Here is a 24838-nt window from a genome sequence, read left to right as displayed (position 1 = left end):
TAACGGCCGGGGTGATCAACCGATGGCCGCGGCCCGCACGCACAGCACGTCCGGCAGGTGCGAGGCGAGTTGCCGCCAGCTGTCGCCGTCGTCGGCCGAGGCGAACACTTCCCCGTTGCGATTGCCGAAGTAGATGCCCGCCGGATCGCAGTCGTCGCTGCACATCGCGTCGCGCAGCACCGTTCCGTAGTGGTCCTCGTCGGGCAGGCCCGTGCTCAGCGGCTCCCACGTCTCTCCCGCGTCACGCGTGCGGTAGACGCGGCAGCGGTGGTCGGCGGGGACGCGGTCGCTGTCCGCGGTGATGGGGAAGACGTAGGCCGTGCCGCCGCGGTGGGGGTGGGCGACCACGGAGAAGCCGAAGTCGGAGGGCAGTCCGCCGCCGATGTCGGTCCAGTGCGCGCCCGCGTCGTCGCTGCGGTACACCCCCCAGTGGTTCTGCAGATACAGCCGGTCCGGATCGGCCGCGTCCCGCGCCACCTTGTGCACGCACTGGCCGAACTCGGGGTTCGGGTCGGGCAGGAACACCGCCGAGACGCCCTGGTTCGAGGGAGCCCAGCTCGCTCCGCCGTCCTCGGTGCGGAACACTCCGGCGGTGGACACGGCGACCGTCACCGCGCGCGGGTCGCGGGCGTCCGTCAACACGGTGTGCAGGCCCTCTCCGCCGCCGCCCGGCACCCACTTGGACCGGGTGGGGTGCTCCCAGAGGGGACGCACGAGCGAGAAGGACTCGCCGCGGTCCTCCGAGCGGTACAGCGCGGCGGGCTCCGTGCCCGCGTACACGACGTCCGGCTCGGCGGCCGCCGGGTGCAGCTGCCACACCCGCTCCAGTGAAGCCCCGGTCTCCTTGGGGAACTTCACGGCGGGCTTCGCCGGCTCCGTCCACGTCCGCCCGAGGTCGTCGGAGTGGAAGACGGAAGGACCCCAGTGCGCGCTGTCACCGCCTGCCAGAAGGCGCGGGGAGGGGCCTCGGGCGTCGATGGCCACCGAGTACACGGCTTGCGCGTTGAAGTACGGGCTGTCGTCGAACTCCCAGGCACCTCCTCGCCTGCGGCCGATGAAGAGGCCTTTGCGGGTGCCTACGGTCAGGATGATGTCGGGCATGCCGACCACCTCCGGGACGTCGTTGTCTCAGGTACGGGTCAGTCTGCACCCCGGCACTGACAGTCACCCCTGGAGACGGTATCCGCGCAGGTCAGAGCCGTGTGTCCAGGTCCGCGGGGCCATCCGTCGCCAGCTCGCGGGACACCTCCGCGATCGCCGCGGGCCCCACCCGGCAGCAGCCCCCGATCAGCCGCGCCCCGGCCGCCCGCCACCCCACGACCCGCCCGGCCGCGAACCGGGCGGGCCCCCGCCACGACCGTGCGGCCGCGTCCCACTCCTCCCCGCTGTTCGGATAGACGACGACGGGCTTCCCGGTGATCCGCGCGGCGAGCGCCACCGCGGCCTCCGCGTCCCCCGGGTCGCAGCAGTTCACGCCGACCGCGATCACCTCGTCCGCGTCGGCGGCGAGCGCGAACGCCGCTTCGAGGGGCTGTCCCGCGCGCGTGCGCGTGCCCGCGATGCTGTACGACAGCCAGGCGGGCACCCCGAGCCCGCGCACCGCCCGCAGCAGGGCCCGCGCCTCGTCGGCGTCGGGCACGGTCTCCAGGGCGAGGACGTCGGGTCCGGCCGCGGCGAGGGTCTCGAGCCGGGGCCGGTGGAAGCGTTCGAGCCCGTCCACGGAGAGCCCGTACCGCCCCCGGTACTCGGAGCCGTCGGCGAGCATCGCCCCATAGGGCCCGGCGGACGCGGCCACCCACACCTCCCGCCCGGCCGTGGACCCGGCGCGCCGGGCCAGGTCGACGCTCAGGGTCAGGAGTTCGCGGGTGCGTCCGGCGTCGATGCCGTGCCGTGCGAACCCCTCGTACGTCGCCTGGTAGCTCGCGGTGATCGCGACCTCGGCGCCCGCCTCGTAGTACGCGCGGTGGGCGGCCTCGATCGCGGCGGGCGCGTCGGCGAGCAGCCGCGCGGACCACAGGGCGTCGCTCAGGTCGTGACCGGCGGCCTCCAGCTGGTTGGCGAGGCCGCCGTCGAGCACGACGGGGCGCTGGGCGAGGGCATCGGTGAGTCTCACACCGCCGACGCTAGCCGAGGTGAGACGAGGGGGAAGTGACAGGCCACCCGGTGTCCCGCGCTGTTCGGCGTGCTGACCGGCGGTTCGGTCGTGGCGCACACGTCCTGCGCGAGGGGGCAGCGGGTGCGGAAGCGGCAGCCCGACGGCGGCTTCGCGGCGGACGGAGTCTCACCCGCCAGCGGCGCACGCCCCGCGCCGGATGCGCCCGGCGTGGCGGCCGCGGCCGCCGGATCGGGCAGGTTGACGGTGTCCAGGAGCCCGCGCGTATAGGGGTGCAGCGGATGCGCGTACACCTGCTCGGCCGGGCCCGTCTCCACGAGCTTGCCCAGGTACATCACGCCGACGGTGTCCGCCAGATGGCGTACGACGGCCAGGTCGTGCGAGATGAACAGATAGGTGAGACCGCGCTCGCGCTGCAGCTCCCGCATCAGGTTGAGGATCTGCGCCTGCACGGACACGTCGAGTGCGGAGACCGGCTCGTCGGCGACCACCAGGTCGGGCGAGAGTGTCAACGCCCGGGCGAGGCCCAGGCGTTGGCGCTGGCCGCCGGAGAACTCGTGGGGGTAGCGGTGCACGGTGCCGCGCGGCAGGCCGACGGCGTCGAGGAGTCCGGCGACCAGCTTCTCCTGTTCGGCGCGGCCGCCGACGCCCTGGATGACGAGCGGTTCGCGCAGGATCTCGCCGACCCGCATGCGCGGGTCCATCGCGGCGGTGGAGTCCTGGAACATCAGCTGGACGCGCCGCCGGTGCGCGCGCCGTTCGGCCCGCGACATCCGCGACGGGTCGGCGCCCTCGAAACGCACCGCGCCGCCGGTCGGCTCCTCCAGGCCGGCGACGATCCGCCCGAGCGTCGTCTTGCCGCAGCCGGACTCGCCGACCATGCCGAACGTCTCGCCCTTGCGGATCGTCAGCGACACCCCGCCGACCGCACTGACCGTCCCTCGACTGCGCGAGAACGCGCCGCCCTTGAGGGGGAACTCCTTGACCAGTGCGTCCAGTTCGAGGAGTACGTCACCGGGGGCGCGGGCGGCGGGGGCGGCCGCGGGGGCCACGACCTCGTCCTCCGACGCGGCGCTCTCGGGCACCGGGTGGAAGCACGCGAACCGGTGCTCCGCGCCCGGCGCTTCGTCGGCCACGAGCGGTGGTTCCGCCGTGCGGCACGCGTCCGTGGCGAAGGTGCAGCGCGGCGCGAAGCGGCAGCCCGTGGGGCGCGTCACGAGGTTCGGCGGCAGGCCGGGGACGGTGTGCAGTTCCGTGCCGCGGTCGGCTGCCCGCTCGGGGAGTGCGGCGAACAGTGCCTCGGTGTAGCGGTGGCGCGGGCGAGCGAACAGGTCGCGTACGTCCGCCTGTTCGGCGACCTTTCCCGCGTACATCACCGCGACCCGGTCCACCCGGTTGGCGATGACGCCCAGGTCGTGCGTGACCAGGATCATCGCCATGCCGAGCCGGGCGCGCAGATCGTCGACGAGCTCCAGGATCTGGTGCTGCGTCGTCACGTCCAGGGCCGTCGTCGGCTCGTCCGCGATCAGCAGCTTCGGCTCGCACACCAGCGCCATGGCGATGGCGACGCGCTGCCGCATGCCCCCGGACAGCTGGTGCGGGTAGGCCTTCATGCGCTCGGCGGGCTGCGGCATGCCGACGAGCCGCAGCATCTCCTGGGCCCGGTCCCACGCCTCCTTCCCGCCGATTCCGGGACGGTGCAGGAGCAGCGGCTCCGCCACCTGCGCGCCGATGGTCATCGTCGGGTTGAGGGAGGTCAGCGGGTCCTGGAAGACCATGCCGATGGTGTTGCCGCGGACGTCCTGGAGGACGGGCGCCGCGGCCGCCGCGAGGTCCCGTCCGTCGAACAGGACGCGGCCTCCGGTGATCTCGCCGCCCGGCGGCAGCAGGCCGAGGATGCTGAGCGCGGTCATCGTCTTGCCGCAGCCGGACTCGCCGACGATGCCGAGGGCCTCGCCGGGGGCCAGGGAGAGGGACACGCCGTCGAGGGCGTGGACGGTGCGTTCGCGCGACGCGATGTCGACGCGCAGGTCCTCGATGGAGAGCAGGGGTTCAGTCATCTTCGCGGTACTCCCTCTTATTTCCGCAGCCGTACTTCGAACGCGTCACGCAGCCCGTCGCCGATGAAGTTGAACGCGGCGACGACCAGGACGATGGCGATGCCCGGCGGGAAGATCAGCCACCAGTAGCCGTTCTGGGTGTAGGTGATGCCGGCCGACAGCATCGATCCCCAGTCGGCCGAGGGCGGCGGGATGCTGAGGCCGAGGAACGCGAGGTAGCTGACGTAGAGGATGGCGTCGGCGATCTGGAACGTGCAGTTGACGATGACCGTGCCGATGGCGTTCGGCACGATGTGCTTGAAGACGGCGCGCGTACCGCCGCCGCCCATCATCCGCATCGCCTGCACGTACTCGCGGTTGCGCAGCGACAGGGCCTCGCCGCGCACCAGACGGGCGGGGGACAGCCATGCGACGCCCGCGATGATCATGATGAGGACGCCCTTGCTGGGCGTGATGATGGCGGCCACCACGACGAGCAGGAACATCGCGGGGATGGCGAGCGCCGCATCTGTGATCCGCATCATCGCCGCGTCGACCCAGCCGCCGAAGTAGCCGGAGACCGCGCCGTAGACGGTGCCGAAGAGCGTGGCGAGCAGGCCCGCCGCCAGGCCGATCTCCAGGGACGTCCGGCCGGCGACCATCAGGCGGCCGACCATGTCGTAGCCGAGGTCGGTGGTGCCGAGGAGGTGTCCTGAGCTGCCGGGCGGCAGATTGGCCCGCGACAGATCGGTGTGGACCTGCTCGGTGTCGTACAGCAGCGGGCCGAGGTAGCTGAACGCGAGCAGCAGGACAAGCACCACCACGCCCGTCAGGGCGAGTTTGTTGCCGGTGAAGACCCGGAGCGTGCGGCGGGCCAGGGACGGCGTGGCCCGCGCGGCGTCCTCGTGGCCTGGCGCGGTGACAGGGGCGACCGTGGTACTCATGCCACGCTCCGTATCCGGGGGTCGAGGACGGCGTACAGGACGTCGGTGAGCAGCGAGCCGACGACGGTGGCGACACCGACGACGAGCGTCACTCCGAGCAGCACGGGGAAGTCGGAACCCTGCGCCGCGTTCCAGAACAGCAGCCCCATACCGGGGTAGTTGAACATCGACTCGACGACGAGGGCGCCGCTGAACAGCGTCGGCAGATAGAGGCCGAGGAGCGTCGCGAGGGGGATCAGCGCGTTGCGCAGAACGTGCCTGACCATGATCCGGCGGCTCGACTGGCCCTTGGCCATCGCCGTACGGACGTAGTCCTCGGTGAGGTTGTCGAGCACCGCCGAGCGCATGTAGCGGCTGAACATCGCGACGATGCCGAAGGCCATGGTGACCACGGGCAGGACCAGCCCCGTGAAGTCGCCGAGGAGCGCGCCGATCGTCTCGCCCTGCGGTGCCTCCGCCGGGAAGACGGGCATGACCTGCGCGAACAGGATGATCATGATGAGGCCGAGGAAGAACACCGGCGTCGCGTACAGCAGGAAGGCGAGGCCCGTCAGCGCGTAGTCCGACGCCTTGCCGCGCCGCACGGCCTGCACCAGACCGAGCGGGACGGCGATGACGACCGCGAGGACGGTGGAGAGGACCGTGAGGAGCAGGGTCTTCGGCAGGCGCTGCTTCAGCAGGTCGAAGACGGGCGAGTTGAGCTTGAAGGAGTCGCCGAGGTCACCCGTGAGCAGCCGCTTCACATACATCGCGTACTGCATCGGCAGTGAACGGTCGTACCCCTGCTGGTGGTTGAAGTGCTCGATCTGCTGCGGCGTGCCCTTCGGGCCCAGGATGGCGCGGGCGGGGCCGCCCGGCAGCAGGTGCAGGAGCACGAAGACGATGACGGACACCAGGAAGAGGACGACGATCGCCTGGAGGAAGCGCTTGACCAGAAAGCCGGTGAAGCCGGTCACTTCGCGGCCCCCTTCTTCTTGACGTAGTACCAGTGCTGGGGCGCGAAGGTGACGGTCGGGTTCTGCGAGACGCCGCGCAGGTCGTTGCGGATCACCGAGACCTGGTACGCGGGGTTCGGCATCCACATCACGGGCAGCTGCTCGGCGAGGTACTCCCCGTACTCGTGCACGGACTTCATGTCGGGGGAGTACTGCACGCCCCGGATGATGCGGTCCGCCTCCTTGTCGCTGTAGTTGCCGAAGTTGGCGGAGGCGCCCGTCGAGAAGAGCTGTTCGCCGCTGGGGTTGAGCGGGTAGTACCAGCTGCCGGCCGTCCCGAAGAACGACATGTCCCAGTCGCAGCCCGGGTCCTTCGCCTCGCACGGAACGGAGTTGCCGAGGACCGAGTTGAGCGGCTGCTGCCGCACGGTCAGGTCGATGCCGCCTTTGGAGAGCGACGACTTGAGCTCCTGCATCATGTTCGTCGTCTCGGTGGACCCCGACTGGGAGAGCAGGGTGAGTTCGAGGGGCGTGTCCTCGTCGATGCCCTTGCCGCATTCGTCGGCGCCCGTTCCGGGGCGTACGCAGCGCGCCGTGCCGTCCTCCATGCGCCAACCGTGCCGCTCCAGCAGCGCCTTGGCCTTGGCGACGGAGAACGGGTACTGATTCTTCTCCATCTTCTCGGACAGGTACTGGCTCTTCGGCGTGACCGGCACCGGGCCGAGTGTCGGGGTGGCGCTGCCCTGCCAGATGACGTCGCTCATCGCGTTCTGGTCGACGAGGTGCTGCATGGCCTGACGGATGTACAGCTGGCCCATCATCGGGCCGCCGCGCGTGGAGTTGAAGTTGTAGACGATGTACGTCGCCGCCCAGCCCTCCCACGGGTCGACCCGGTAGCCCTTGTCCTCGAACTTCTCCTTCTGCGCCATCACGGAGGGCGGGATGTAGCCGTAGTCGACTCCGCCCGAACGCAGCACGTTGTACTCGGAGTCGGCCGTCGTGAACGGTTTGAAGACCACCTTGTCCAGGTGCGGGCGCTCCGACTCCGGGCCGGTGAACTTCTCGTTCGGCACGATCGTGACCTGTCCGCTGTCGCGCCAGCCCGCCAGCTTCCAGGGCCCGTTGACCGTCTTCCAGAGCGGATCGGAACCGTACGAGCCGAGGCTCTTCGCGTGCTTCGTCAGCCGCGCGAAGACGGCCTTGGCACCTGCCGGGGTGCGGTCCCAGTCGCCGATCCTCCCGCCGTCGGTCTTCGCGTCCCAGGCGTGCTGGGGCAGCGCCCGCAGCAGGACCAGCTGGTTGGCGGTGAACCAGTCCGGGTTGTACGCACGGGTGAGGTGCAGCCGTACCGTGTGGTCGTCGAGCGTCTCGAACCGCTTGACGTTGTCGGGCATCGTGCCGACCGAGTAGCTGCCCCACTCCGCCTTGTTGGCCTTGACCAGGTGGAACCAGAATTCCAGGTCGCGGGCGGTGACCGGCGTACCGTCGGACCACTCGACGCCCTCGCGCAGCGGCACCGTCACGGTCTTGTTGCCGTCGCTGTACTTCGGCTCCAGGCCCAGCGTGCCGGGCCCGTGCGTGGTCAGCTCGCCCTCCGCCTCGTCCTGCACGGCGTCGTACACCGGCGTGAACAGCAGCGAATTGATCCCGTAGTTGTACGAGGCGCCGTAGCCCGGCGCGCCGATCGGGAAGATCCAGTTGGGCGTCGCCGACGGCGGCAGGGCCATCGTCGCGGTGCCTCCCTTGACGGGGGTGCCGCCGGTGGGGCCCATGTCGATGCGGCCGCCCTCGCGGGTGCAGCCGGTGAGGGCCGCCGTGAGGACGAGCAGCGCGGCCGCCGCGGACCTGAATGAGCGCATGGCGATGGGCCTCCAAGGGGTACGGGGCCGGCCCGTGCCGGAGTACGACGGGGCGGCGCCCGAACGCTAGGCCGACCGCGAAAAACAAGTCAATAGCTTCCTTCGGCAAGAAGTGGAAAAGCGGGGACCTCTGGTCAACTTGCTTCGACTGGCCCTAGTGTTCGTCCTGCTGTCGAATGAAGAAGCTCGAACAAACACTGTCGAACGAACGCTGTCGAACGAACGCAGCGAAGCAGCAGGTATGCAACTGGGGGCGGCCGCATGACCGGAACACCACTTGGCGAGCCGGGCTCGGGGCAGCACATCGTGCACCTGGTCTCGTCGGGGGCGGCCGCATCACGCGCCGACCTCGTACGCGAACTGGGCCTCGCCCCCTCCACGGTCTCTCTCCGGGTACAGGAACTCGTCGACGCCGGGCTGCTCACCGAGTCAGGCGAAGGCGCGTCGCGCGGCGGCCGCAGGCCCCGGCTCCTGCGGGTGGCCGCACAGGGCGGCGTCGCCCTCGCCGCGGATCTCGGCAGCCACCACGCACGGCTCGGCGCCGTCGGCCTCGGCGGCACCGTCACCGACGCCGTCGACCTGCCGCACGACATCACCGCGGGCCCCGAGTCCGCCGTCGACTGGCTCTGCGAACAGGCCGACGCGCACGTCGCCCGCCAGCGCGCGGAGGGCCGCACGGTACGCGCGTTCGGCGTCGCCTTCCCCGGCCCCGTGCAGCCCGGCACCGGCCGCGTCCTCAGCCCGTCCCGCATGCCCGGCTGGCACCGCTACCCCCTGCGCGACGTGCTCGCCGAACGCCTCGGCATCCCCGTCACCGTCGACAACGACGCGACGATGATGGCCGTCGGCGAACACCGCGTCGCCCGGCCCGAACTGGAGCACCTCGTCGTCGTCAAGGCGGGCCGCGGCATCGGCAGCGGCGTCATCTCCGCGGGCCGCCCGCACGACGGCGCCAACGGAAGCGCGGGCGACATCAGCCACGTCCGCGTCGACGCCGCGGGCGACCGCCCGTGCAGCTGCGGCAACATCGGCTGCCTGGAGACCGTCGCCAGCGGCGCCGCCCTGATCCGCGAACTCGCCCTGCAAGGCGTCGACGTGTCCGACACCAGCGACCTGCTGCGGCTCGTCGCGGACGGCGACCCCCAGGCCACCACCCTCGTCCGCACCGCCGGACGGCACATCGGCACGGTCCTTTCCGTCGTCGTCAACTTCTTCAACCCGCAGGCCGTGGCCCTCGGAGGCGTACTCGCCACCGCGGAACCCCTGGTCGCGGCCGTACGAGGCGTCCTCTACGAACGCTGTCTGCCGCTCGCCACGGCCGACCTGGAGATCACCACGACCGTGACGGGCGTCGACGCGGGCCTGCTCGGCGCGGGCCTCACGGCGCTGCGCCGCAACCTCCCGACCGTTTACGGACCCGCCCCCACCCCCGCACCGCAGGAAGAGAGCGCACGCGCATGACCCCCTCCGCGTCCCCGAGCCCCGGCCCCCGCCGCCTGCGCATCGGCATCGGCGGCATCGGCATCGAGTCGTCCACGTTCTGCCCGCACCGCTCCACCACCGACGACTTCCGCCAGACCCGCGGCCGGGACCTCCTCGCCCGCTACACCTGGACGCGGGCCGACTCCGACCTCGCCGCCACCGTGGAGTGGGTGCCCCTGCTGCACGCGACCTCGCTGCCCGGCGGTCCGGTGGAAGCCGAGTCGTACCTGATCCTCAAGGACGAACTCGTCACCCGCATCAGGGAAGCGGGCCCGCTCGACGGCCTGGTCTACGACATTCACGGCGCGATGAGCGTCATCGGCCTCACCGACGCCGAGGCCGACCTCACCGAAGCGGTGCGCGCCGCCCTCGACTCCGTGGGCACCCCGGACGGCACGGGCCGCCCGATGATCTCGACCGCCATGGACCTGCACGGCAACGTCTCGCGCCGCTTCGCCGACCCCGTCGACCTGCTCACCGCCCACCGCCTCGCCCCGCACGAGGACGCGTGGGAGACCCGCGAACGCGCGGCCCGCAACCTCGTGCGCTGCCTCCTCGACGGCACCCGCCCACACCGCGCCTGGGTCCAGGTCCCCGTGCTCCTGCCCGGTGAGAAGACCAGCACCCGCCTGGAGCCCGCCAAGTCCCTCTACGCCTCCCTCGCCGAGATCGAGAAGCTCCCCGGCATCCTCGACGCCGCGATGTGGGTCGGCTACGCCTGGGCCGACGAACCGCGCTGCCAGGCCGCCATCGTCGTCACCGGCGACGACGCCGACCTCGCCGCCTCCGAAGCGGAGAAGCTGGCCCGCCGCTACTGGGCCGCGCGCCGCGACTTCGTCTTCGTCGGCCCGACGGGCTCCGCCGAGGAGTGCGTCGAGAAGGCGGTGGCGTCGGACGCGCGGCCCTTCCTGATCAGCGACTCGGGCGACAACCCGACGGCGGGCGGCGCGGGCGACCTCGCCTACATGCTGGCCAGGCTGCTCGACAACGACGACATCCGCTCGGGACGGGTCACCGCGGTCCACCCCGGCATCACCGACCCGGTGGCCGTCGCACGGTGCTTCGAGGCGGGCGTGGGCGCGGAGGTCACGCTGAGCGTCGGCGGCAAGGTCGACGCGAACCACGGCGGCCCCTTCGACCTCACCGGCACCGTCGTCGCGTTGCAGCGCGCGGCCGACCAGAAGGACCGGGCGGAGGGCGGCGCGTACGACCGCGGCGTCGACATGGCGGCCGTCCGCCACGGCGGCCTCACCGTGATCCTCGTCGAGCGCCGCAAACCGTTCCACACGCTTGCCGACTTCACGGGCCCGGCGGAGGGCGGCCTCGGCATCGACCCCCGTACGTTCGATCTCGTCGTCGTCAAGATCGGCTACCTGGAGCCCGAACTCCACGACATGGCCGCGGACTGGCTCCTCGCGCTCACCCCGGGAGGCGTCGACCAGGACCTGCCGCGGCTCGGCCACCACCGGGTGGAGCGGCCGCTGTATCCGTTCGACGAGGACGCGTATGACGACGCACACGACGGTGGGGCGCCCGCCCTGACCCCGGTCCGGCTCGCCCCGCTCGCCCCGTCGGCCCCGTGCACCCCGGTCGCACCGTAAGGAGTCCCCTGTGAAGCGTGCTGCCACCCTGTCCGCTCTGGTCTGCCTGCTGGCTGTCACCGCAGCCGCGCCCGCGGCGCCCGCCGCGCCCGCCGCACAAGCCGCGCCGGAAACGGCTTCGCGGCCGGACCGGGGGATCGACCGCGGGATCAAAGGGACACTCCTCGACTCCGTCCCGAAGAACGGCGTACTGAGGGTCTGCACGACCGGCGACTACGCTCCCTTCACGAAGCTGGACCCCGCCGAAGGCACGTACACCGGCGTGGACATCGACATGGCGCGGGACCTGGCCGGAAGCCTCGACGCGAAGCCGAGGTTCGTGGCGACGACCTGGGCCGACCTGACGAAGGACGTGGCGGCGAGGCGCTGCGACATCGGTGTCGGCGGCGTCTCGATCACCCTGCCGCGCGCCCGGCAGGTCTACTTCAGCGAGCCGACGCGCGAGGACGGCAAGACACCCATCGTGCGCTGCGCCGACAAGGACAAGTTCGGCGCGGGCGCCCTGACGGACATCGACAAGCCGGGCACGACCGTGGTCGTCAACCCCGGCGGCACGAACGAGCAGTTCACGCGCGCCCACATCAAGAAGGCGACGATCAAGCTGCATCCGGAGAACACCACGATCTTCCAGGAGATCATCGACGGCCGCGCGGACGTGATGATGACGGACGCGAGCGAGACGCTCTACCAGTCGAAGGTCCACCCCGAACTGTGCTCCCTCCACCCGGAGAAGCCCTTCACGTTCTCCGAGAAGGCGTACGCGACACCGCGCGGCGACGACGAGTTCCAGGAGTACGTCGACCAGTTCGTGCACATGGCGAAGCATGACGGGACGTACGCGAAGTACGAGGGGGAGTGGATGAAGTGAGCCCTGCGGCTGGGCTGTGCGGTACACGCGGCGCAGGGCCGTACCTCCGCCGCGACGGAGGCGGAACGCACGGTCAGGCACGCGGTGCGCTTCGTGCCGGCGGCGCCGGCCGCGGTGCACTGTCCCGGACGCGACCTTGGGGGTGTTGTGGGTCGTGTGATGCGTGACGTCGGGCGGGCCATCAGCTCTCCATGAGGATGGGCGCGGGTGGTGGCGCCCACGCGGCCGTGAGCAGCGAGGCGGTGGCCGCCCGCGTATAGAGGGACGCGGCGAGCCACGCCTCCGCGTAGGCGTCGGGGTCGGCGGGGCGCAGCCGGCCGAGTGCGTCATGTTCGCGGTCGGCGGCGGTGGCCGAGAGGCGCTGCGCGGTCAGGGCCCCCGTGGTGAGGCCTACCGCCCGCAGGCGGCGCGGGAGTTCGCCGCCGGTGTCCGCCGCGGCGACCCGCCGACCGTCCGCCACCGCGCGGTCCACGGCCCGGCGGAGCAGGCCGAGTTCGGCGGGGAGGGCCGGGGGGTGGGCGGCCGGTTGTGGCGCCGCGGGTTCTGTGTGCGGCGGCAGTTGGATGGTGTCCAGGCGCCGCAGGCCGAGGTCGGCGCGGAACGTCCGTCCGTCGTGGCCGGTCCACGCGGCGGCCAGGGCGAGGACGCCTCCGGGGCGGTCGGGGGACACGCGCGCGATCACGCGCAGGGGCAGGCCGGGGCGTGCGGTGAGCAGGCGCAGGTTCTCCGCGTACGGCAGCTCGGGGCGCTCGTCCGGGGCGAGCAGGCGGAGCGTAGGGCCGCCGAGCACGGCGACAAGACCGGTTGCGGTGACCGTCCCTCGTAGGAAGACGAGGTCACCACCGGCGGACGTCCGCTCCTCGACCGGAGTCGCCAACCATGCGAGATTTCGGGCGAGTTGGTCGTGCGGAGGGCGTTGCCACAGGTCGTCGAGCGGGGACTGGGACCATGCGGCCCCCGATGCCCGGACCGAGCGCACCTTGTTCCCCGCGCCGATCCGGCCGTCCGGCGACACGGTCGGTGCGGTGAGGGTGGCGCCGCCGCCGTCGCCGAGGTCGCGCAGCGACAGCGCGCAGCCGCCGGGGACGGAGGACCCCGCCGCCCGCAGGACACGGTCCGGGCCGCCCGGCGCCACGTCGGACACGGTGCGCAGGGTTCCGTCCGGGGCCAGGGCGTAGGTCACGGCTCCCGCGTACCCCGACGCGGTCACCACCGGCTCCGTGCACAGGCCGTACAGGCGCAGGGGTTGTTCCGGCCGGTAGGCGCGGCGTGCGGTTCCGGTGAGGGTGGGGCCCGCGGAGTGCCGCGTCCGCAACTCACGCAGTACGTGCAGGAGGTCGGTGCCACGTGTCCACCTGGACGCGGCACTCCCGCTCGTGCCGCTCGAGCCACTCGGCGAGCTGGCGCAGCCGCACCACTTCGGCGTCGTCGCGCAGTTTCGCGGGGACCTGCTTCAGCGTGCGCCCCGCGGCGTTCCTGCACAGCACCCGCGTGCCGTCCAGGGTCACCGCGTACCCACCCGCCGTTTCGACCCAGCCCATGTCAGGACCCCTCCCAGACCTCCTGCTTGCCATCTCGATCACAGTAGGTGCGCCGCCGTTTGGAAACGACGGCGCGGGAAACCCGGTCGGCATGACCGTCCACAAGAACACCGTGCTCGTGCTCGACTGCTCCGAGCCCGAACGGCTCGCCGAGTTCTACGCCGGACTGCTGGGCGCCGAGGTGCAGTTGAGCAAGGACCCCGACTACGTAGAGGTCACGAACGACAGCGGGGTCTGCCTGGCCGTGCACCGGGAGCGGGACTACATCCCGCCGAGCTGGCCGCGCCCCGAGGACTCGCAGCAGGCCCATCTGAGGATCATGGTCGCCCGGTACGACATGGACGAGGCGGAACGCGAGGCGGTCGGTCTCGGTGCACGGCCCATCGACACGAAGGACAACAGCGGTCCCCGGGATACCCGGACGTACTCCGATCCGGCAGGGCACTCCTTCACCCTGGCGGCCATCCCCGAGTGAACCGGACGGTCCGGTGAACCGGACGTCCCGGGCCGCGGACGTGGCTCAGTCGTTGTTCCCCGGGATCAGGAACAGGTGGATCGACTGGTCCTTCGCGCGGAACCGTTCGTTCGCCGCGCCCTTCTTCGCCCGGTCGGACACGATCACCACATGGTCGGCCGAGACCCAGGACACGCCCTCGGGGTTGCCGTAGACCGTGCGGCCCTTGCCGTCCGTGGGGAGGCGGTGGACCTTGCCCTCGTCGACCTCCCACTTCTTGGTGTCGAGGCGGCCCACCCACAGGGCGGACGACGCCTGCGACAGGACGGCGATGCGCCCGTCGCGCACGGACACGCTGCTGTAGTCCTCGAACGGCAGTGACTTGGGCAGCCGGATCGTGGCCGTGTTCGTCCACCGCTTGCCCTCGCGCCGGAAGACCTGGATGCGTCCGCCGCCCGGCGTCCTGCCCTTCTTGCCGCCCGCGCACAAGTTGCCCTCGCACAGGGCGAGCAGGTGGCCCGTGCCGGAGCGGTCGACCCACTCCAGGCCCTCCATGCCCTTGTTGGCGTCGGAGATGTCGAAGTCGAGGTGTGCGGAGCCGATGGGCCGCAGCTTCGCGTCGTACTCCTGGACGCGGGCGCGGAAGCCCTTGGGCTTGACCGGTTCGGCCTCGCTCAGCGTGTAGTAGTGGTCGCGTGCCGCGTCGTGGGCGAGGTCCTCGAACCCCGCGTTCGCCGCCGCGGCGGCACCCTTCTTGCCCTTGCCCGCGACCTTGCCCTTGTCCGTGCTCTTGATCTGCGTCTTCTGGCGGCTGAGGACGCCGTTCTCCGGGGCCTTGGGCGACAGTTCGCTGCTGACGCGGATGAGGGAGGGCAGGTTGTCGCAGACGATCAGGAAGGCGCCGTCGCGGTAGAGGACACCGCTCGCCTCCAGACGGGTGCCGGCGCTGTCCCCGATCAGGTCCTGGATCTTGGCTTCCTTGACGAGCCGGAGCTCGCGCGCCGCTTCGGCCTTGTCCTTGCCGGTCTTCTTCGTCGCGGTCATGAGGGCAGTACCTCCATCGCGCCCGGGAACGACGCCCCACTGGCACCGTTGGGATAGGTCTTGCGCAGTTCGGCGAGCTGTTGGCGTGCGTGGTCGTAGCGCATGCGCGTGTAGTGGAAGATCCCGTACGTGAACTGCGAGCCCCGGCTCAGCTCCCACTGCCGGTACGCCGCTCGGTACACCTCGTCGTTGGTGAACTGCCGCCCGGTGAACGGCTGTCCGTGCGGGGTGGTGGCTTCGGCGTAGGCGGCGGGGGCGATCAGCTGCCACAGTCCGTCGGTCCGGCCCGAACCCTCCGCGCCGAGCAGCGCGGCGACCCGCTCGGGTTCGAACTCCGTGTCCAGGAGGTACTCGAGGTGGTCGAGGTAGTACTGGCAGAAGTCGTGGTGGCGCAGCAGGTTGGTGAAGAGCGGCAGGCGGGACACCTGGTGCGGCGCGTGCGTGATCCGGCAGTAGTTTCGGCTCATCGCGGGCCAGTCGAGCAGGTCCGTGTACTGCCACTGCGTCGAGAAGAAGTCGATGCCCGAGCTGTTGTCGTAGTCCCAGGGGATGAACGTGAAGTACGGGCGGGACATGAAGCCCGAGGGGTCGCCGAGCCTGCCGGAGTTGTAGAGGTAGTAGTTCGACGGTGTCGCGAAGTAGTTGTCCCAGCTGCCCAGGAGGACGTTGGCGCCCGCCCAGCGCAGGAACGCCGGCACGTTCAGGATCCGCTCGACCGCCTCGCGGAAGGCGTCGGAGGTGAATTTGCGTTCGTCCCCGGGGAGTTGTACGCCGTTGACCGTACGGACGAGAGCGGCGAGGTCGTCGTAGGTGGCCGCGAGCGGATCGTCCTCGTTGGTCTTCAGGCGATAGGTGCGGTCGTCCTCCCTGCTGCCCGCGGTGAAGTACTGGCGGCCGCTGTCGGCGCCGTCGGTGCCTGCGCGGTGCTCCAGGGTCGCGCAGCCGACGTCGCCGCAGTACGCCTTGTAGAGGTTGCCCTCGGAGTTCTTGCCGAAGTGGTCCTTGAGGAACTTCTTGTCGACCTGCTCGATGACCGAGAAGAGGCCCATGTAGCGGTCGTTGATCGAGAACGTGGCGTACGTGTGCTGCGCCGCCGGGATGCCCGCGCGCTCCAGAAGCCGCCAGGCGACAGCCTCACGCATCTGCGACGGGTCGTTGTACATCGCCTTGAGGTTGATCCGCTCCATGCCGAAGAGGCGGTCCTCGCTCGCGCCGACCTCGAAGTTGATCTTCCAGCTGCGCTTGGGCGCATGCGCCGTCAGGTTGCCGCTGTTGACCATCGAGAACGACGGCGTCGCCAGCAGTACGTCGTCCGGCGCGCCGCTCCGCGCCAGGGACAGCAGCGCGCCCGGCGGTGCCTCCATGACGTCGTCGGCCGTCAGGACGCCGGGCGGCCATCCTGTGACCTTGACCTGATACATGTCCTGAGCGAAGAACTCCGCTTTGTTCACGGCCGTTTCGAGGTAGGCGTCCACCATCCGGCCGATCGCGGTGACCTGCCCGTCCGCGTCGAGGAGGACGAGGCTGCCGTCTCCCGAGAGGTCGGTCTGCTCGGCGAGCAGCAGGTCGTACAACGCGCTGAACTCTGCTTTCGTCCGCAGCGCGGCGTCGGACGGACCCGCTGCCGCGTTGGCCCGCTCGGCGAACCGCCGTGCCGTGCCCGGCGGCAGCGCGGAGACCGCGACGACCTGGTTCTTGAAAGCGTCCTGGAACGTTCCCTTACCGATGATCCTGTCCACGTCGGCCTCCCTGGGGGCCCTGGGTGAACCTCTCTCTCTACGCCCGGCACCGCATGTCCGCCAGACCGAGAACCGGCCTGGTGGTCACGGATCGGTCCACCGGCACAGCAGCCGCACGAATCCGATCAGCGTGAGTGACCACAGCCCGGCGAAGGCCCAGACCATGCCGGCGCTCGACGTGGTGAGGCCGATGAAGAGGAGCGTCCCGGAGAGCGCCGCGAACAGGGCGACGGTGAGCGGGTGCGGCCTGTTCGCGAGGGCCGTGCGCGTACGGGGCCCGAGCCGCAGGAGCCACAGGCGGGCCGTGAGCTGCCGGTCCCTGCGCAGGACCGTCTCCATCTCGTCGAGGATGCGCTGCTCACGCTCCGGAAGTCGACCTGTCGACATCGTCGCCCCTCTTACGCAGTCGTCCGCAGTAAGGTCCTGGTGCCCACCATGACCCATCATGAACGAGGAGCGCGGGGAACGAGGGGCGCGCGTCGACAGTCGTGGAGGCGTCCCGCGGCCCGGGGCGGCGGCTGTCAGACGGAGCGGTGGTACTGCTCGGGTACGTGCACCTCCGCACCGAGTTCACGCCCCGCGCGCCGCGCCCACGAGGGGTCGCGCAGCAGTTCGCGGCCCAGCAGTACGGCGTCCGCCTCGCCGTTGGCGACGATCTTCTCGGCCTGCTCGATGTCGGTGATCAGGCCGACCGCGGCGACCGGCAGCTCCGTCTCGGCCTTCACCCGTGCGGCGAAGGGGACTTGGTAGCCGGGCTCGACGGGGATGCGGACGCCCGCCGCGTTGCCGCCCGTGGACACGTCGAGCAGGTCGACGCCGTGCTCCTTGAGGTCGGTGGCGAAACGGACCGTGTCGTCCGCGGTCCAGCCCGCCTCCTCCAGCCAGTCGGTGGCGGAGATGCGGAAGAACAGCGGCTTGTCCTCGGGCCACACCGCCCGTACGGCGTCGACGACTTCGAGGGCGAAGCGTGTGCGGTTCTCGTACGAGCCGCCGTACGCGTCGGTGCGCCTGTTGCTGTGCGGGGAGAGGAACTCGCCGACCAGGTAGCCGTGGGCGCCGTGGATCTCGGCGATCTCGAAGCCGGCGTCCAGCGAGCGCCGGGCGGCGTCGGCGAACTGTCCCACGATCTCGCGGATCCGCTCGACGGTGAGCTCGGTCGGCACGGGGTGGCGCTCGTCGAAGGGGACCGGGCTGGGTGCGACCGGCTGCCAGCCGTGCTCGTCTGCGCCCACCGGTGCGCCGCCCTTCCATGGGCGGTCGGTGGACGCCTTGCGTCCCGCGTGGCCGAGCTGGATCGCGGGGACGGTGCCCTGGCTCTGCAGGAAGTCCGTGATGCGGCGGAACGCGGCGGCCTGGGTGTCGTTCCAGATGCCCAGGTCGTACGGGCTGATGCGGCCGTCGGCGCTGACCGCGGTGGCCTCGACGATGATCAGTCCGGTGCCGCCGGTGGCGCGCGCCGCGTAGTGCGCGAAGTGCCAGTCGCGCGGGGCCCCGGCCTCGGCGCCCTCGGGGGCCGCGGAGTACTGGCACATCGGAGGCATCCAGACCCGGTTCGGGATGGTCAGGGATCGCAGGGTGTACGGCTCGAACAGCGCGCTCACGGCGGGCTCCATTCCTCTGGGGTTCCTCGGGGGGTGATGTGCTCCTCGTACGATAGACCTCGTAGTACGGCAGATGTCAAACTACGATGGCTCTCGTACAATGAGGCGCAGACCGCCAGAGGACGCCGTACGCCAGAGGACGAAGTGGAGCCGCCATGACGACCGCCGCCGCCGCGACCGGCAGCGCGAGCAGCAGGACGCTCGCCCACCCCGAGCCCGGGGACGTCCGCCTCGAAGCCGTGCTGCACGCGCTCGCCGACCCGATGCGCATGCGCGTCGTGCGGGAGCTGGCCCGGGAGGAGAGCGCGGGGGGCCTCTCCTGTTCGTACTTCGCGCTGCCCGTCACCAAGTCGACGTGCACGCACCACTTCCGGGTGCTGCGCGAGAGCGGCGTCATCCGGCAGATCTACCGCGGCACGACCAAACTGAACGTGCTGCGCCGCGACGACCTCGACGTACTCTTCCCCGGCCTCCTCGACAGCGTCCTGGACGCGGCGACCCGTCAGGAGACCCGCCTTGAGGGTGCAGGGGCGGGCGCCTGACACGCGCCCCTACGGGCAGCCGGGTCTGCCCGGTCGGCTCCTGACGGCCGCCACCGGCCCCCCTAGCGTCGTGGGGTGAGCCTTTGGACCTCCCTCGAACCCGCCTCCGTGACCGTCGACCCCGGCAGCACCACCACAGTGCAGCTGCGGGTGCGCAACACCGGCGACATCGTCGACGCCTACCGCTTCGAGCCGGTCGGCGACCTCGCCCCCTGGACCACGGTGGAGCCACCCGTACTGCGGCTCTACCCCGGGACGACCGGCACGGTGGAGCTGACCTTCGCACCGCCCCGCACGGCGGACGCGAGAGCCGGCGCGCATCCGTACGCGCTGCGGATCGCCCCGACGGAACACGCGGGCGCCGTCGCCGTCCCGGAGGGGAACGTCACCGTCAACCCGTTCACCGAGGTGCGCGCCGAGCTGGTGCCGCCGACGGTGAAGGGATGGTTCCGGGGCCGCCCGCAGCTGGCGGTGGACAACGTCGGCAACACCACCGTCACCGCGTCGCTCGGCGGCAACGACACCGGCGACCGCCTGTCGTACGACATCCAGCCCGGCAACGTACAGATCGAGCCGGGACGGGCGGCGTTCGTGAAGGCGACGCTGCGGCCCCAGCAGATCACCTGGTTCGGCTCCAAGCAGGACCAGCCCTACTCGCTGAGCGTGCGCCGCTCCGGCGCGGAACCGCTGAACGTGGACGGCACCTTCGTGCAGCGCGGCATCCTGCCGGGCCGGCTGGCCGGCACGCTCGGCCTGGTCCTCGCGCTGACCATCGCGTTCGTCACGATCTGGCTGACGCACAGCCCGCAGATGAAGACGGTGGCGCGGGAGAAGCCGCAGGAGTCCGGCGCGATCGCACCGGCCAGCCCGTCCCCACCGGCCGAGAAGGCGCCGCCGCCGCCCAAGGAGGACAAGGAGACCGCGCCTCCCGCGGAGTCCGACAAGGGCGGCGCGCAGGAGCCGGAGGGCGGCGGCGGTGGCGGTGGCGAGGAGGAGGCGCCCGACGAGAGGACGGCGGCCGACGCGGTGAACGAACTCGGCGAGGGCCGCCACATCTGCTACCGCGCCTTCGTGGGCGACGCCTGGCAGGAGCCCGTGTGCGACGGCGCCGAGGCGGGCACGCCCGGCCAGGACACGCCCATCAAGTCGCTCAACGTCGCCGTGTCCGGCACGCAGGGAGTCACCGGCACCGGCGCCTTCGTCGGGGAGGGCTGGCGCGAGGGCATCCCGTGGTCGGACGCGGAGGACGGCGCGGACATGTTCTTCGGCAGCACCGAGAGCGCCGACCCCGCCCTGGAGGGCTATACCTACAAGGTCAACGACGGCTCGGTGTGCAGCGACGCCTTCGTGACGGACAGGGACTGGATGGGCGAGGTCTGCACCGACCCCGGCCAGTGGAAGTACCACGGAAGCCCGATGGAGTTGAACCAGAACCTCGAAGCGGTCCGGTTCACCGTCTGAATCGTCACCGTGACGTCCAGGGGCCTCTCAGATGTAGCCCTCACGCAGCGCGTAGGCCACGACGTGCGCGCGGTTGCGCAGGTGCAGGCGCGTGGTGAGGCCGTGCATCACGTTCTTGACGGTGCGTTCGGAGTACGACAGCTTCTTCGCGATCTCCGAGGTGTCGAACCCCTCGGCCACCAGCCGCACCACGTCCACCTCGCGCTTGGTGAAGCTCAGGAAGAACCCCGGCTGGTCAGGGCCGCCCTGGTGGAGGCGCCGCACCTGCCCGATGAGCTGGCCGAGGAGGTCCGTGGGCAGGTCGCCACCGCCCTGCGCAGTGGTGAGGACCGCCTGGGCAAGCCGGTGCGCGGTGGCCTCGCGGCGCCAGACGATGGCTCCGACACCGCATTCGATGACGTCCAGGAGCTCATGCTCGCGGACCGCTCCCGCGACGAGCACGGCACGGGCGCCCTCGGCGCGCACGGCACGCCGCAGCCGAGTGAGCGCGGCCTCGTCGAGGGTGTCCTCGACGAGCAGGGTGACCGACGCGGAGCCGGCGTCGCCGCGCACCTCGACGTCGGGGTGGCGGCGCAGCTGGCTGACGACGCCCTCGCGGCTGATCGGGTCGGGGGCGGTGACGGAGACGCGGACGCGCTGGGCCTTCGGCACGGGCAGCACGGCGGGCGTGGCGGGGGTGATGGAGGCGACGGGCGCGGCGGGCGTGACGGGCGCCGGGACAGCCACGAGGGCCGGGGACGAGCTGGACAAGGGAACTTCCTCATTTCAGCGGCTTGAGACACCCCGGCAGGGCCGGGGGAGGGCGCCGCCGGTTCCGGAGAGAACCGGCGGCGCCCGGAGGTGACGTTCAGAAACCGGTCAGGTCAGGAGCACGACGGTCGGGTCAGGAGCACGACGTGTAGAAGTGCTTCCAGCCGTCGCCGGGCATGGCCGGCGGCTCGGCCGGGGTGCCCCAGGCGCCGTACTTCTGCTCGTGGTCCTGGTTGTGGTTGCCGGGGCCGCTGTTCGCCTTCGACAGGCGTACGTTGCGCTCCCACACGCCGTCACCGGCGTTGCCGAGGATCGCGAGGTCCGGGTACGCGTCGTCGCCGTAGTTGGCGATCCGGAGCTCCTTGGCCTCGCGGGAGTCGCCGATGTCCAGGTGGCGGGTGCGGGCGGAGGTCAGGTCGGCGCGCTTGAGCGGTCCGGGCCGGTAGTCGGCGACGCGGGCCGTCGCGGGGTCGTCGACACCGGACGGCTCGACGATGTTGACGACCAGGTCCAGCTTGCCGTCCTTCTGGAAGTCGGCGACCGCGGCGGTCGCGACCTCGCCCCGCTTGACGCCGACCAGCTTGCCGACGTTCTGCTTCGTGCCGAACGAGCCGTCGGCGGCCCCCCACTGGACCGTCATCTTCGTGCCGTTGAGCCCGGGGTTCGCGATCCTGTCCGGGCGGCCGTCGCCGTCGAGGTCGCCGAGCAGGGTCGTGGCGTCGGACAGGCAGGGGGCCGCCGCACGTGCGGTCGTGACGGACCGGCCCGTTCCGTCCGAATCCGACGTCCCGGCCGCACTGGCCTGGTAGCCGGTGACGGTCAGGGTCAGGGCGACCGCCGCGACCGGGGCGGCGATCAGACGTGAGCGCTTGCGAAGCATGTACGAACTCCCATGTCGTTGCCGTGAGATCCGTGCTCCAGAAGCCGTGAGCGGAACTCCCGGCGAGCACGGTCCAACCCTGCGGGGTCACCCGTCCCAACCGCCACGAATGCCGGGCAGTTGGGGACGCTGGAACGCCAAATGGGCCTCTGACCTGGGGGAACGCGGGTCGCCTGGAATGCGCGACTGGGACGCGGCCGCCCGCGGGGCCCCCGCACCGGCGCCGCTGTCCGTCGTCTCCTACGCCGTGCGATGCACGGCACCGTGCGGAGCCGTCACGTGAACTCCGACCTCGTCGCCGGGGCGCCGAACTGGCCGTCCTCGGCGGAGACCCTGATCACCCAGGGGGCCCGGGCTCCCGCGCCACGGCCGGAGACCTGCTGCGCCAGGCCGCCGCGGCGGCGCACGAGATGGGCGCGACCCCACTCGCCACGGACATCACCGTGTTCGCCGCCCGCGCCCGGATCCCGTTCCACCGGGACGGACCGGTACCCGCTCCGCCCCCGGCGGCGGCCCTGGGCCTGACCGCACGGGAGCGCGACGTGCTGCGCCTGGTGCGGCCGGACGCAGCAACCGCCAAATAGCGGAGGAGCTCTTCATCTCACCGAAGACGGCGAGCGTCCACGTCTCCGACATCCTCCCCAAACTGAACGCGTCGGGCAGCGGCGGCGGCTCACCGGCTGGGTCTGCTGGACGAGTGAGGCAGCAGCGCCGCTTGGAGCCCGTGTCATCGCCCCACCCCCCGGGCCGCCGCCGCCCGTAGCCCCGCCCAGTCCGGGATCTTGACGATGCCGCGGCCGAGTGAGTGGCCCAGTTCCGCCTCCGCGCGTTCGATGGCCAGCCAGCCCGGCCACTCGACCGGTCGCACTCCGGCCGCCCGCAGCCCTGCCAGTGGATCCGCCGGGAGCTGCCTCCGTACGAGCGCGGGGGCGTCGTCCAGCAAGGAGAGCACCGTCTCCTTGGAGCACGGGCGGTTCGTGCCGATGACGCCGGTCGGGCCGCGTTTGATCCAGCCCGCCACGTACTCGCCGGGCGCCGGGACCCCGTCGCGCAGCACCCGCCCCGCCGCGTGCGGCACCGTGCCCCGCCCCGCGTCGAACGGCAGCCCCTCGATGGGCACCCCTCGGTAGCCCACCGAGCGCAGCACCAGCTGCGCCGGGATGTCCTCGTACCGCCCCGAACCCGTCACCCCGCCCGAGCCGTCCGGCAGGGTCCGCTCGAACCGGGTCCCTGCGACGTGCCCCGTCGTCCCCGCCGCCAGGGAGACCGGCCGCAGGAAGAAACGGAGCCTGATCCGGCGGGTGAGGCCCTGCTCGGGGCGCTCGGCCCAGCCGCGCAGCACCTCCACGTTGCGACGGCTCGCCGCGGGCAGCCCCGACGGGTCGGCGAACGCGGGGTCGAGTGCCAGCTCCGCCCGGTCCACCAGGATCTCCGTGTCCGGCAGCGCGCCGAGCTCCCGCAGTTCCTTGGTGGTGAACCGCGCCTGCGAGGGCCCGCGCCGGCCCACCATCGACACCTCGCGCACCCCGCTGCCCGCGAGCACCCCGAGCGCGGCGTCCGGCATGTCCGTGGGGAGCAGTTCGGCGGCGCCGCGCACCAGCATGCGGGCGACGTCCACCGCGACGTTGCCGATTCCGATGACGACGGCGGACTCCACGTCCCGTACGAACCCGTCCTTCCCGTACGCGTCCGCCGACGCGTCCGGATGCGCGCTGTACCAGGAGACGAACTCCGTCGCGGAGAAGCTGCCCGGCAGGTCCTCGCCGGGCACCCCGAGCCTGCGGTCGGCCGCCGCGCCGACGCAGTAGACCACCGCGTGGTAGAGGCCGAGGAGCCGGGCCGGGGGCAGGGCGCCGGGGCCGATCTCGACGGAGCCGAGGAAGCGCACGCGCTCGTGCTCGAGGACCGTGCGCAGGTTGTTCTGCAGCGACTTGATCTTCTCGTGGTCCGGCGCCACCCCGTACCGCACCAGGCCGTACGGGCAGGGGAGGCGGTCGAGCACGTCCACCCGCACGTCCGGCACCCGGTCCTGCTGGACGAGGGACTGCGCGGCGTACACCCCGCTGGGACCCGAACCGACGACGGCGACCTGCAGCACGGTGGTGCTCCTTCCGCGAGACGAGCCCGGGACGGTCTCAGGATCGCACCAGGGGAGCGTGATGTCAGGGGTGCGCGTCCGTCCGAGCGGCCGTCCGCGCATCCGTCCGTGCGGCTCGGCGTCCCGTCAGAGGGCGGGCCCGGGCGCCCTCAGCCCATCTCCCGCATCCGCCCGATCTCACTCGACTGCTGCGCCACCACGTCGTTCGCCATCTCCTCGACCTGGATGTTGTTGCCCTCGGAGAGCACATCCGTGGCCATCGTGACCGCCCCGCTGTGGTGCGTGATCATCAGTTTCAGGAAGAGCTCGTCGAACGCACCGCCCTTCGCTGCGCGCAACTGCTTCAGCTGCGCCGCACTGGCCATGCCCGGCATGGTCGCGTGGTCGTGCCCGGCGTGTTCGCGCGGGCCGCCGTGCTTCTTCAGCCAGCCCTTCATCGCGCCGATCTCCGGCCGCTGCGCCGCGGCGATGCGTGACGCGAGCCGCTCGACCCGCTTCGACTCCGCTCGCCCGGGCGCGAGTTCGGTCATCTCCAGGGCCTGGCCGTGGTGCACGATCATCATCTGCGTATAGGTGAAGTCGGCGGTGTTGGGGGAGTCGTCCTCGGATCTCTGCCGCGCGGCGTCCTCCGCGGACATCGTCGCCGCGGTCTCGCCCGGTTTGCCCGGCGCGATCACCGAGGGCTCGGCCGCCGCCTTGGGTTCGGCGTCGGGCCCGCTCCCGCCGCCCCCGTCGGAGTCGCACCCCCCGAGCACGAGAACGGCTGCCGCCAGGAACGCGGTGACGGCGGATGTACGACGGTTGAGCACAGAGACCTCCTGCGGCACACGGCGACGAGTTGGGGTCCGTACTAGCACGCGGATGACCACTCGCGATCGGAAACTCTC

At 71.5% G+C, this 24838-nt stretch carries 23 protein-coding genes and 1 pseudogene; 8 read left to right on the top strand and 16 right to left on the bottom strand.

What is annotated here, in order from left to right; all coding sequences use genetic code 11:
- Positions 1-15: 15 nt before the first annotated feature.
- The 6 genes from NOO62_RS05920 to NOO62_RS05895 all read right to left on the bottom strand — a co-directional run bounded on the left by NOO62_RS05920 (position 16) and on the right by NOO62_RS05895 (position 7890).
- Positions 16-1101 carry a WD40/YVTN/BNR-like repeat-containing protein gene (locus NOO62_RS05920; RefSeq protein ID WP_268769852.1) on the bottom strand — a complete coding sequence of 362 codons (1086 nt, stop codon included), beginning with the start codon at positions 1099-1101 and terminating at the stop codon, positions 16-18.
- A gap of 91 nt (positions 1102-1192) precedes the next feature.
- Positions 1193-2113, bottom strand: coding sequence for a homocysteine S-methyltransferase (gene mmuM / locus NOO62_RS05915; RefSeq protein ID WP_268769851.1), 921 nt, complete (start codon positions 2111-2113; stop codon positions 1193-1195).
- Positions 2110-4173, bottom strand: a complete 2064-nt coding sequence (locus NOO62_RS05910) for a dipeptide ABC transporter ATP-binding protein (protein WP_268769850.1) — start codon at positions 4171-4173, stop codon at positions 2110-2112. The genes mmuM and NOO62_RS05910 overlap by 4 nt, the downstream gene beginning before the upstream one ends.
- 17 nt (positions 4174-4190) lie before the next feature.
- Complete coding sequence (locus tag NOO62_RS05905) at positions 4191-5096, bottom strand: ABC transporter permease (RefSeq protein ID WP_268769849.1); 906 nt, start codon at positions 5094-5096, stop codon at positions 4191-4193.
- Positions 5093-6052, bottom strand: a complete 960-nt coding sequence (locus tag NOO62_RS05900; protein WP_268769848.1) for an ABC transporter permease — start codon at positions 6050-6052, stop codon at positions 5093-5095. Before NOO62_RS05900 ends, NOO62_RS05905 begins: the two co-directional genes overlap by 4 nt.
- Positions 6049-7890 carry a peptide ABC transporter substrate-binding protein gene (locus tag NOO62_RS05895; RefSeq protein ID WP_268769847.1) on the bottom strand — a complete coding sequence of 614 codons (1842 nt, stop codon included), beginning with the start codon at positions 7888-7890 and terminating at the stop codon, positions 6049-6051. The genes NOO62_RS05900 and NOO62_RS05895 overlap by 4 nt, the downstream gene beginning before the upstream one ends.
- A gap of 261 nt (positions 7891-8151) precedes the next feature.
- Between NOO62_RS05895 and NOO62_RS05890 the strand changes: the two genes are divergently transcribed.
- The 3 genes from NOO62_RS05890 to NOO62_RS05880 are packed head-to-tail and all read left to right on the top strand — an operon-like array spanning position 8152 to position 11841.
- On the top strand, positions 8152-9351 hold the full coding sequence (locus tag NOO62_RS05890; protein WP_268769846.1) for an ROK family transcriptional regulator: 1200 nt from the start codon (positions 8152-8154) through the stop codon (positions 9349-9351).
- Positions 9348-10973 (top strand): M81 family metallopeptidase, encoded by a 1626-nt coding sequence (locus tag NOO62_RS05885; RefSeq protein WP_268769845.1) that lies wholly within the window; start codon positions 9348-9350, stop codon positions 10971-10973. The genes NOO62_RS05890 and NOO62_RS05885 overlap by 4 nt, the downstream gene beginning before the upstream one ends.
- A gap of 10 nt (positions 10974-10983) precedes the next feature.
- Complete coding sequence (locus tag NOO62_RS05880) at positions 10984-11841, top strand: transporter substrate-binding domain-containing protein (RefSeq protein ID WP_268769844.1); 858 nt, start codon at positions 10984-10986, stop codon at positions 11839-11841.
- Positions 11842-12022: 181 nt separating this feature from the next.
- On the opposite strand, the gene NOO62_RS05875 is transcribed toward NOO62_RS05880, so the two are convergent.
- The gene (locus tag NOO62_RS05875) at positions 12023-13156 is read right to left on the bottom strand and encodes a hypothetical protein (protein ID WP_268769843.1); all 1134 of its coding nucleotides are present in this window, start codon (positions 13154-13156) and stop codon (positions 12023-12025) included.
- Positions 13157-13184: 28 nt separating this feature from the next.
- Positions 13185-13382: pseudogene (locus tag NOO62_RS05870) on the bottom strand (DUF4132 domain-containing protein); the annotation flags it as partial.
- Between the two features lie 91 nt (positions 13383-13473).
- Between NOO62_RS05870 and NOO62_RS05865 the strand changes: the two are divergent.
- Positions 13474-13857, top strand: coding sequence for a VOC family protein (locus tag NOO62_RS05865; RefSeq protein WP_268769841.1), 384 nt, complete (start codon positions 13474-13476; stop codon positions 13855-13857).
- A gap of 45 nt (positions 13858-13902) precedes the next feature.
- On the opposite strand, the gene NOO62_RS05860 is transcribed toward NOO62_RS05865, so the two are convergent.
- From NOO62_RS05860 to NOO62_RS05845, 4 genes are all read right to left on the bottom strand, one after another.
- Positions 13903-14880 (bottom strand): hypothetical protein, encoded by a 978-nt coding sequence (locus NOO62_RS05860; protein ID WP_268769840.1) that lies wholly within the window; start codon positions 14878-14880, stop codon positions 13903-13905.
- Positions 14877-16619, bottom strand: a complete 1743-nt coding sequence (locus NOO62_RS05855; RefSeq protein WP_268769839.1) for a CotH kinase family protein — start codon at positions 16617-16619, stop codon at positions 14877-14879. Before NOO62_RS05855 ends, NOO62_RS05860 begins: the two co-directional genes overlap by 4 nt.
- 84 nt (positions 16620-16703) lie before the next feature.
- Positions 16704-17006, bottom strand: coding sequence for a DUF3040 domain-containing protein (locus NOO62_RS05850; protein ID WP_268769838.1), 303 nt, complete (start codon positions 17004-17006; stop codon positions 16704-16706).
- A 134-nt stretch (positions 17007-17140) separates the two neighbouring features.
- Positions 17141-18220 carry an NADH:flavin oxidoreductase/NADH oxidase gene (locus NOO62_RS05845; protein WP_268769837.1) on the bottom strand — a complete coding sequence of 360 codons (1080 nt, stop codon included), beginning with the start codon at positions 18218-18220 and terminating at the stop codon, positions 17141-17143.
- A 155-nt stretch (positions 18221-18375) separates the two neighbouring features.
- On the opposite strand from NOO62_RS05845, the gene NOO62_RS05840 reads away from it, so the two are divergent.
- Together NOO62_RS05840 and NOO62_RS05835 are read left to right on the top strand one after the other, a co-directional pair.
- The gene (locus NOO62_RS05840) at positions 18376-18762 is read left to right on the top strand and encodes an ArsR/SmtB family transcription factor (protein WP_268769836.1); all 387 of its coding nucleotides are present in this window, start codon (positions 18376-18378) and stop codon (positions 18760-18762) included.
- A gap of 75 nt (positions 18763-18837) precedes the next feature.
- Positions 18838-20223: a hydrolase gene (locus NOO62_RS05835; protein WP_268769835.1), complete on the top strand. Its 1386-nt coding sequence runs from the start codon at positions 18838-18840 to the stop codon at positions 20221-20223.
- Between the two features lie 27 nt (positions 20224-20250).
- On the opposite strand, the gene NOO62_RS05830 is transcribed toward NOO62_RS05835, so the two are convergent.
- Both NOO62_RS05830 and NOO62_RS05825 read right to left on the bottom strand, forming a co-directional pair.
- The gene (locus NOO62_RS05830; protein ID WP_268775481.1) at positions 20251-20904 is read right to left on the bottom strand and encodes a helix-turn-helix transcriptional regulator; all 654 of its coding nucleotides are present in this window, start codon (positions 20902-20904) and stop codon (positions 20251-20253) included.
- A gap of 202 nt (positions 20905-21106) precedes the next feature.
- Positions 21107-21853, bottom strand: a complete 747-nt coding sequence (locus NOO62_RS05825) for an FG-GAP repeat domain-containing protein (RefSeq protein WP_268769834.1) — start codon at positions 21851-21853, stop codon at positions 21107-21109.
- Between the two features lie 410 nt (positions 21854-22263).
- Here NOO62_RS05825 and NOO62_RS39245 point away from each other — a divergent pair, with 410 nt between their 5' ends.
- Together NOO62_RS39245 and NOO62_RS39240 are read left to right on the top strand one after the other, a co-directional pair.
- Positions 22264-22437 carry a hypothetical protein gene (locus NOO62_RS39245; protein WP_414930767.1) on the top strand — a complete coding sequence of 58 codons (174 nt, stop codon included), beginning with the start codon at positions 22264-22266 and terminating at the stop codon, positions 22435-22437.
- Positions 22434-22616, top strand: coding sequence for a LuxR C-terminal-related transcriptional regulator (locus NOO62_RS39240; protein ID WP_414930972.1), 183 nt, complete (start codon positions 22434-22436; stop codon positions 22614-22616). The genes NOO62_RS39245 and NOO62_RS39240 overlap by 4 nt, the downstream gene beginning before the upstream one ends.
- On the opposite strand, the gene NOO62_RS05815 is transcribed toward NOO62_RS39240, so the two are convergent.
- Entirely contained in the window at positions 22581-23951 is a 1371-nt protein-coding gene (locus NOO62_RS05815; protein WP_268769833.1) for an FAD-dependent oxidoreductase, read from the bottom strand. The two genes, NOO62_RS39240 and NOO62_RS05815, sit on opposite strands and share 36 nt — an antisense overlap.
- A 149-nt stretch (positions 23952-24100) precedes the next feature.
- Positions 24101-24760 carry a DUF305 domain-containing protein gene (locus tag NOO62_RS05810; RefSeq protein WP_268769832.1) on the bottom strand — a complete coding sequence of 220 codons (660 nt, stop codon included), beginning with the start codon at positions 24758-24760 and terminating at the stop codon, positions 24101-24103.
- Positions 24761-24838: the final 78 nt, after the last annotated feature.

The organism is Streptomyces sp. Je 1-369 (assembly GCF_026810505.1).
In the GTDB taxonomy this organism is placed as follows: domain Bacteria; phylum Actinomycetota; class Actinomycetes; order Streptomycetales; family Streptomycetaceae; genus Streptomyces.
The sequence above is the reverse complement of the archived record's forward strand: the minus strand, read 5'-3'. Positions and strand labels throughout refer to the sequence as shown.

What these genes read in the sequence shown, in the direction of transcription:
- NOO62_RS05860 (WP_268769840.1), bottom strand. Translation starts at nt 14,880, where the DNA reads ATGACCGCGACGAAGAAGACCGGCAAGGACAAGGCCGAAGCGGCGCGC.
- NOO62_RS05890 (WP_268769846.1), top strand. Translation starts at nt 8,152, where the DNA reads ATGACCGGAACACCACTTGGCGAGCCGGGCTCGGGGCAGCACATCGTG.
- NOO62_RS05895 (WP_268769847.1), bottom strand. Translation starts at nt 7,890, where the DNA reads ATGCGCTCATTCAGGTCCGCGGCGGCCGCGCTGCTCGTCCTCACGGCG.
- NOO62_RS05920 (WP_268769852.1), bottom strand. Translation starts at nt 1,101, where the DNA reads ATGCCCGACATCATCCTGACCGTAGGCACCCGCAAAGGCCTCTTCATC.
- NOO62_RS39245 (WP_414930767.1), top strand. Translation starts at nt 22,264, where the DNA reads ATGGGCGCGACCCCACTCGCCACGGACATCACCGTGTTCGCCGCCCGC.
- NOO62_RS05865 (WP_268769841.1), top strand. Translation starts at nt 13,474, where the DNA reads ATGACCGTCCACAAGAACACCGTGCTCGTGCTCGACTGCTCCGAGCCC.
- NOO62_RS05825 (WP_268769834.1), bottom strand. Translation starts at nt 21,853, where the DNA reads ATGCTTCGCAAGCGCTCACGTCTGATCGCCGCCCCGGTCGCGGCGGTC.
- NOO62_RS05910 (WP_268769850.1), bottom strand. Translation starts at nt 4,173, where the DNA reads ATGACTGAACCCCTGCTCTCCATCGAGGACCTGCGCGTCGACATCGCG.
- NOO62_RS05905 (WP_268769849.1), bottom strand. Translation starts at nt 5,096, where the DNA reads ATGAGTACCACGGTCGCCCCTGTCACCGCGCCAGGCCACGAGGACGCC.
- NOO62_RS05840 (WP_268769836.1), top strand. Translation starts at nt 18,376, where the DNA reads ATGACGACCGCCGCCGCCGCGACCGGCAGCGCGAGCAGCAGGACGCTC.
- NOO62_RS05850 (WP_268769838.1), bottom strand. Translation starts at nt 17,006, where the DNA reads ATGTCGACAGGTCGACTTCCGGAGCGTGAGCAGCGCATCCTCGACGAG.
- NOO62_RS05885 (WP_268769845.1), top strand. Translation starts at nt 9,348, where the DNA reads ATGACCCCCTCCGCGTCCCCGAGCCCCGGCCCCCGCCGCCTGCGCATC.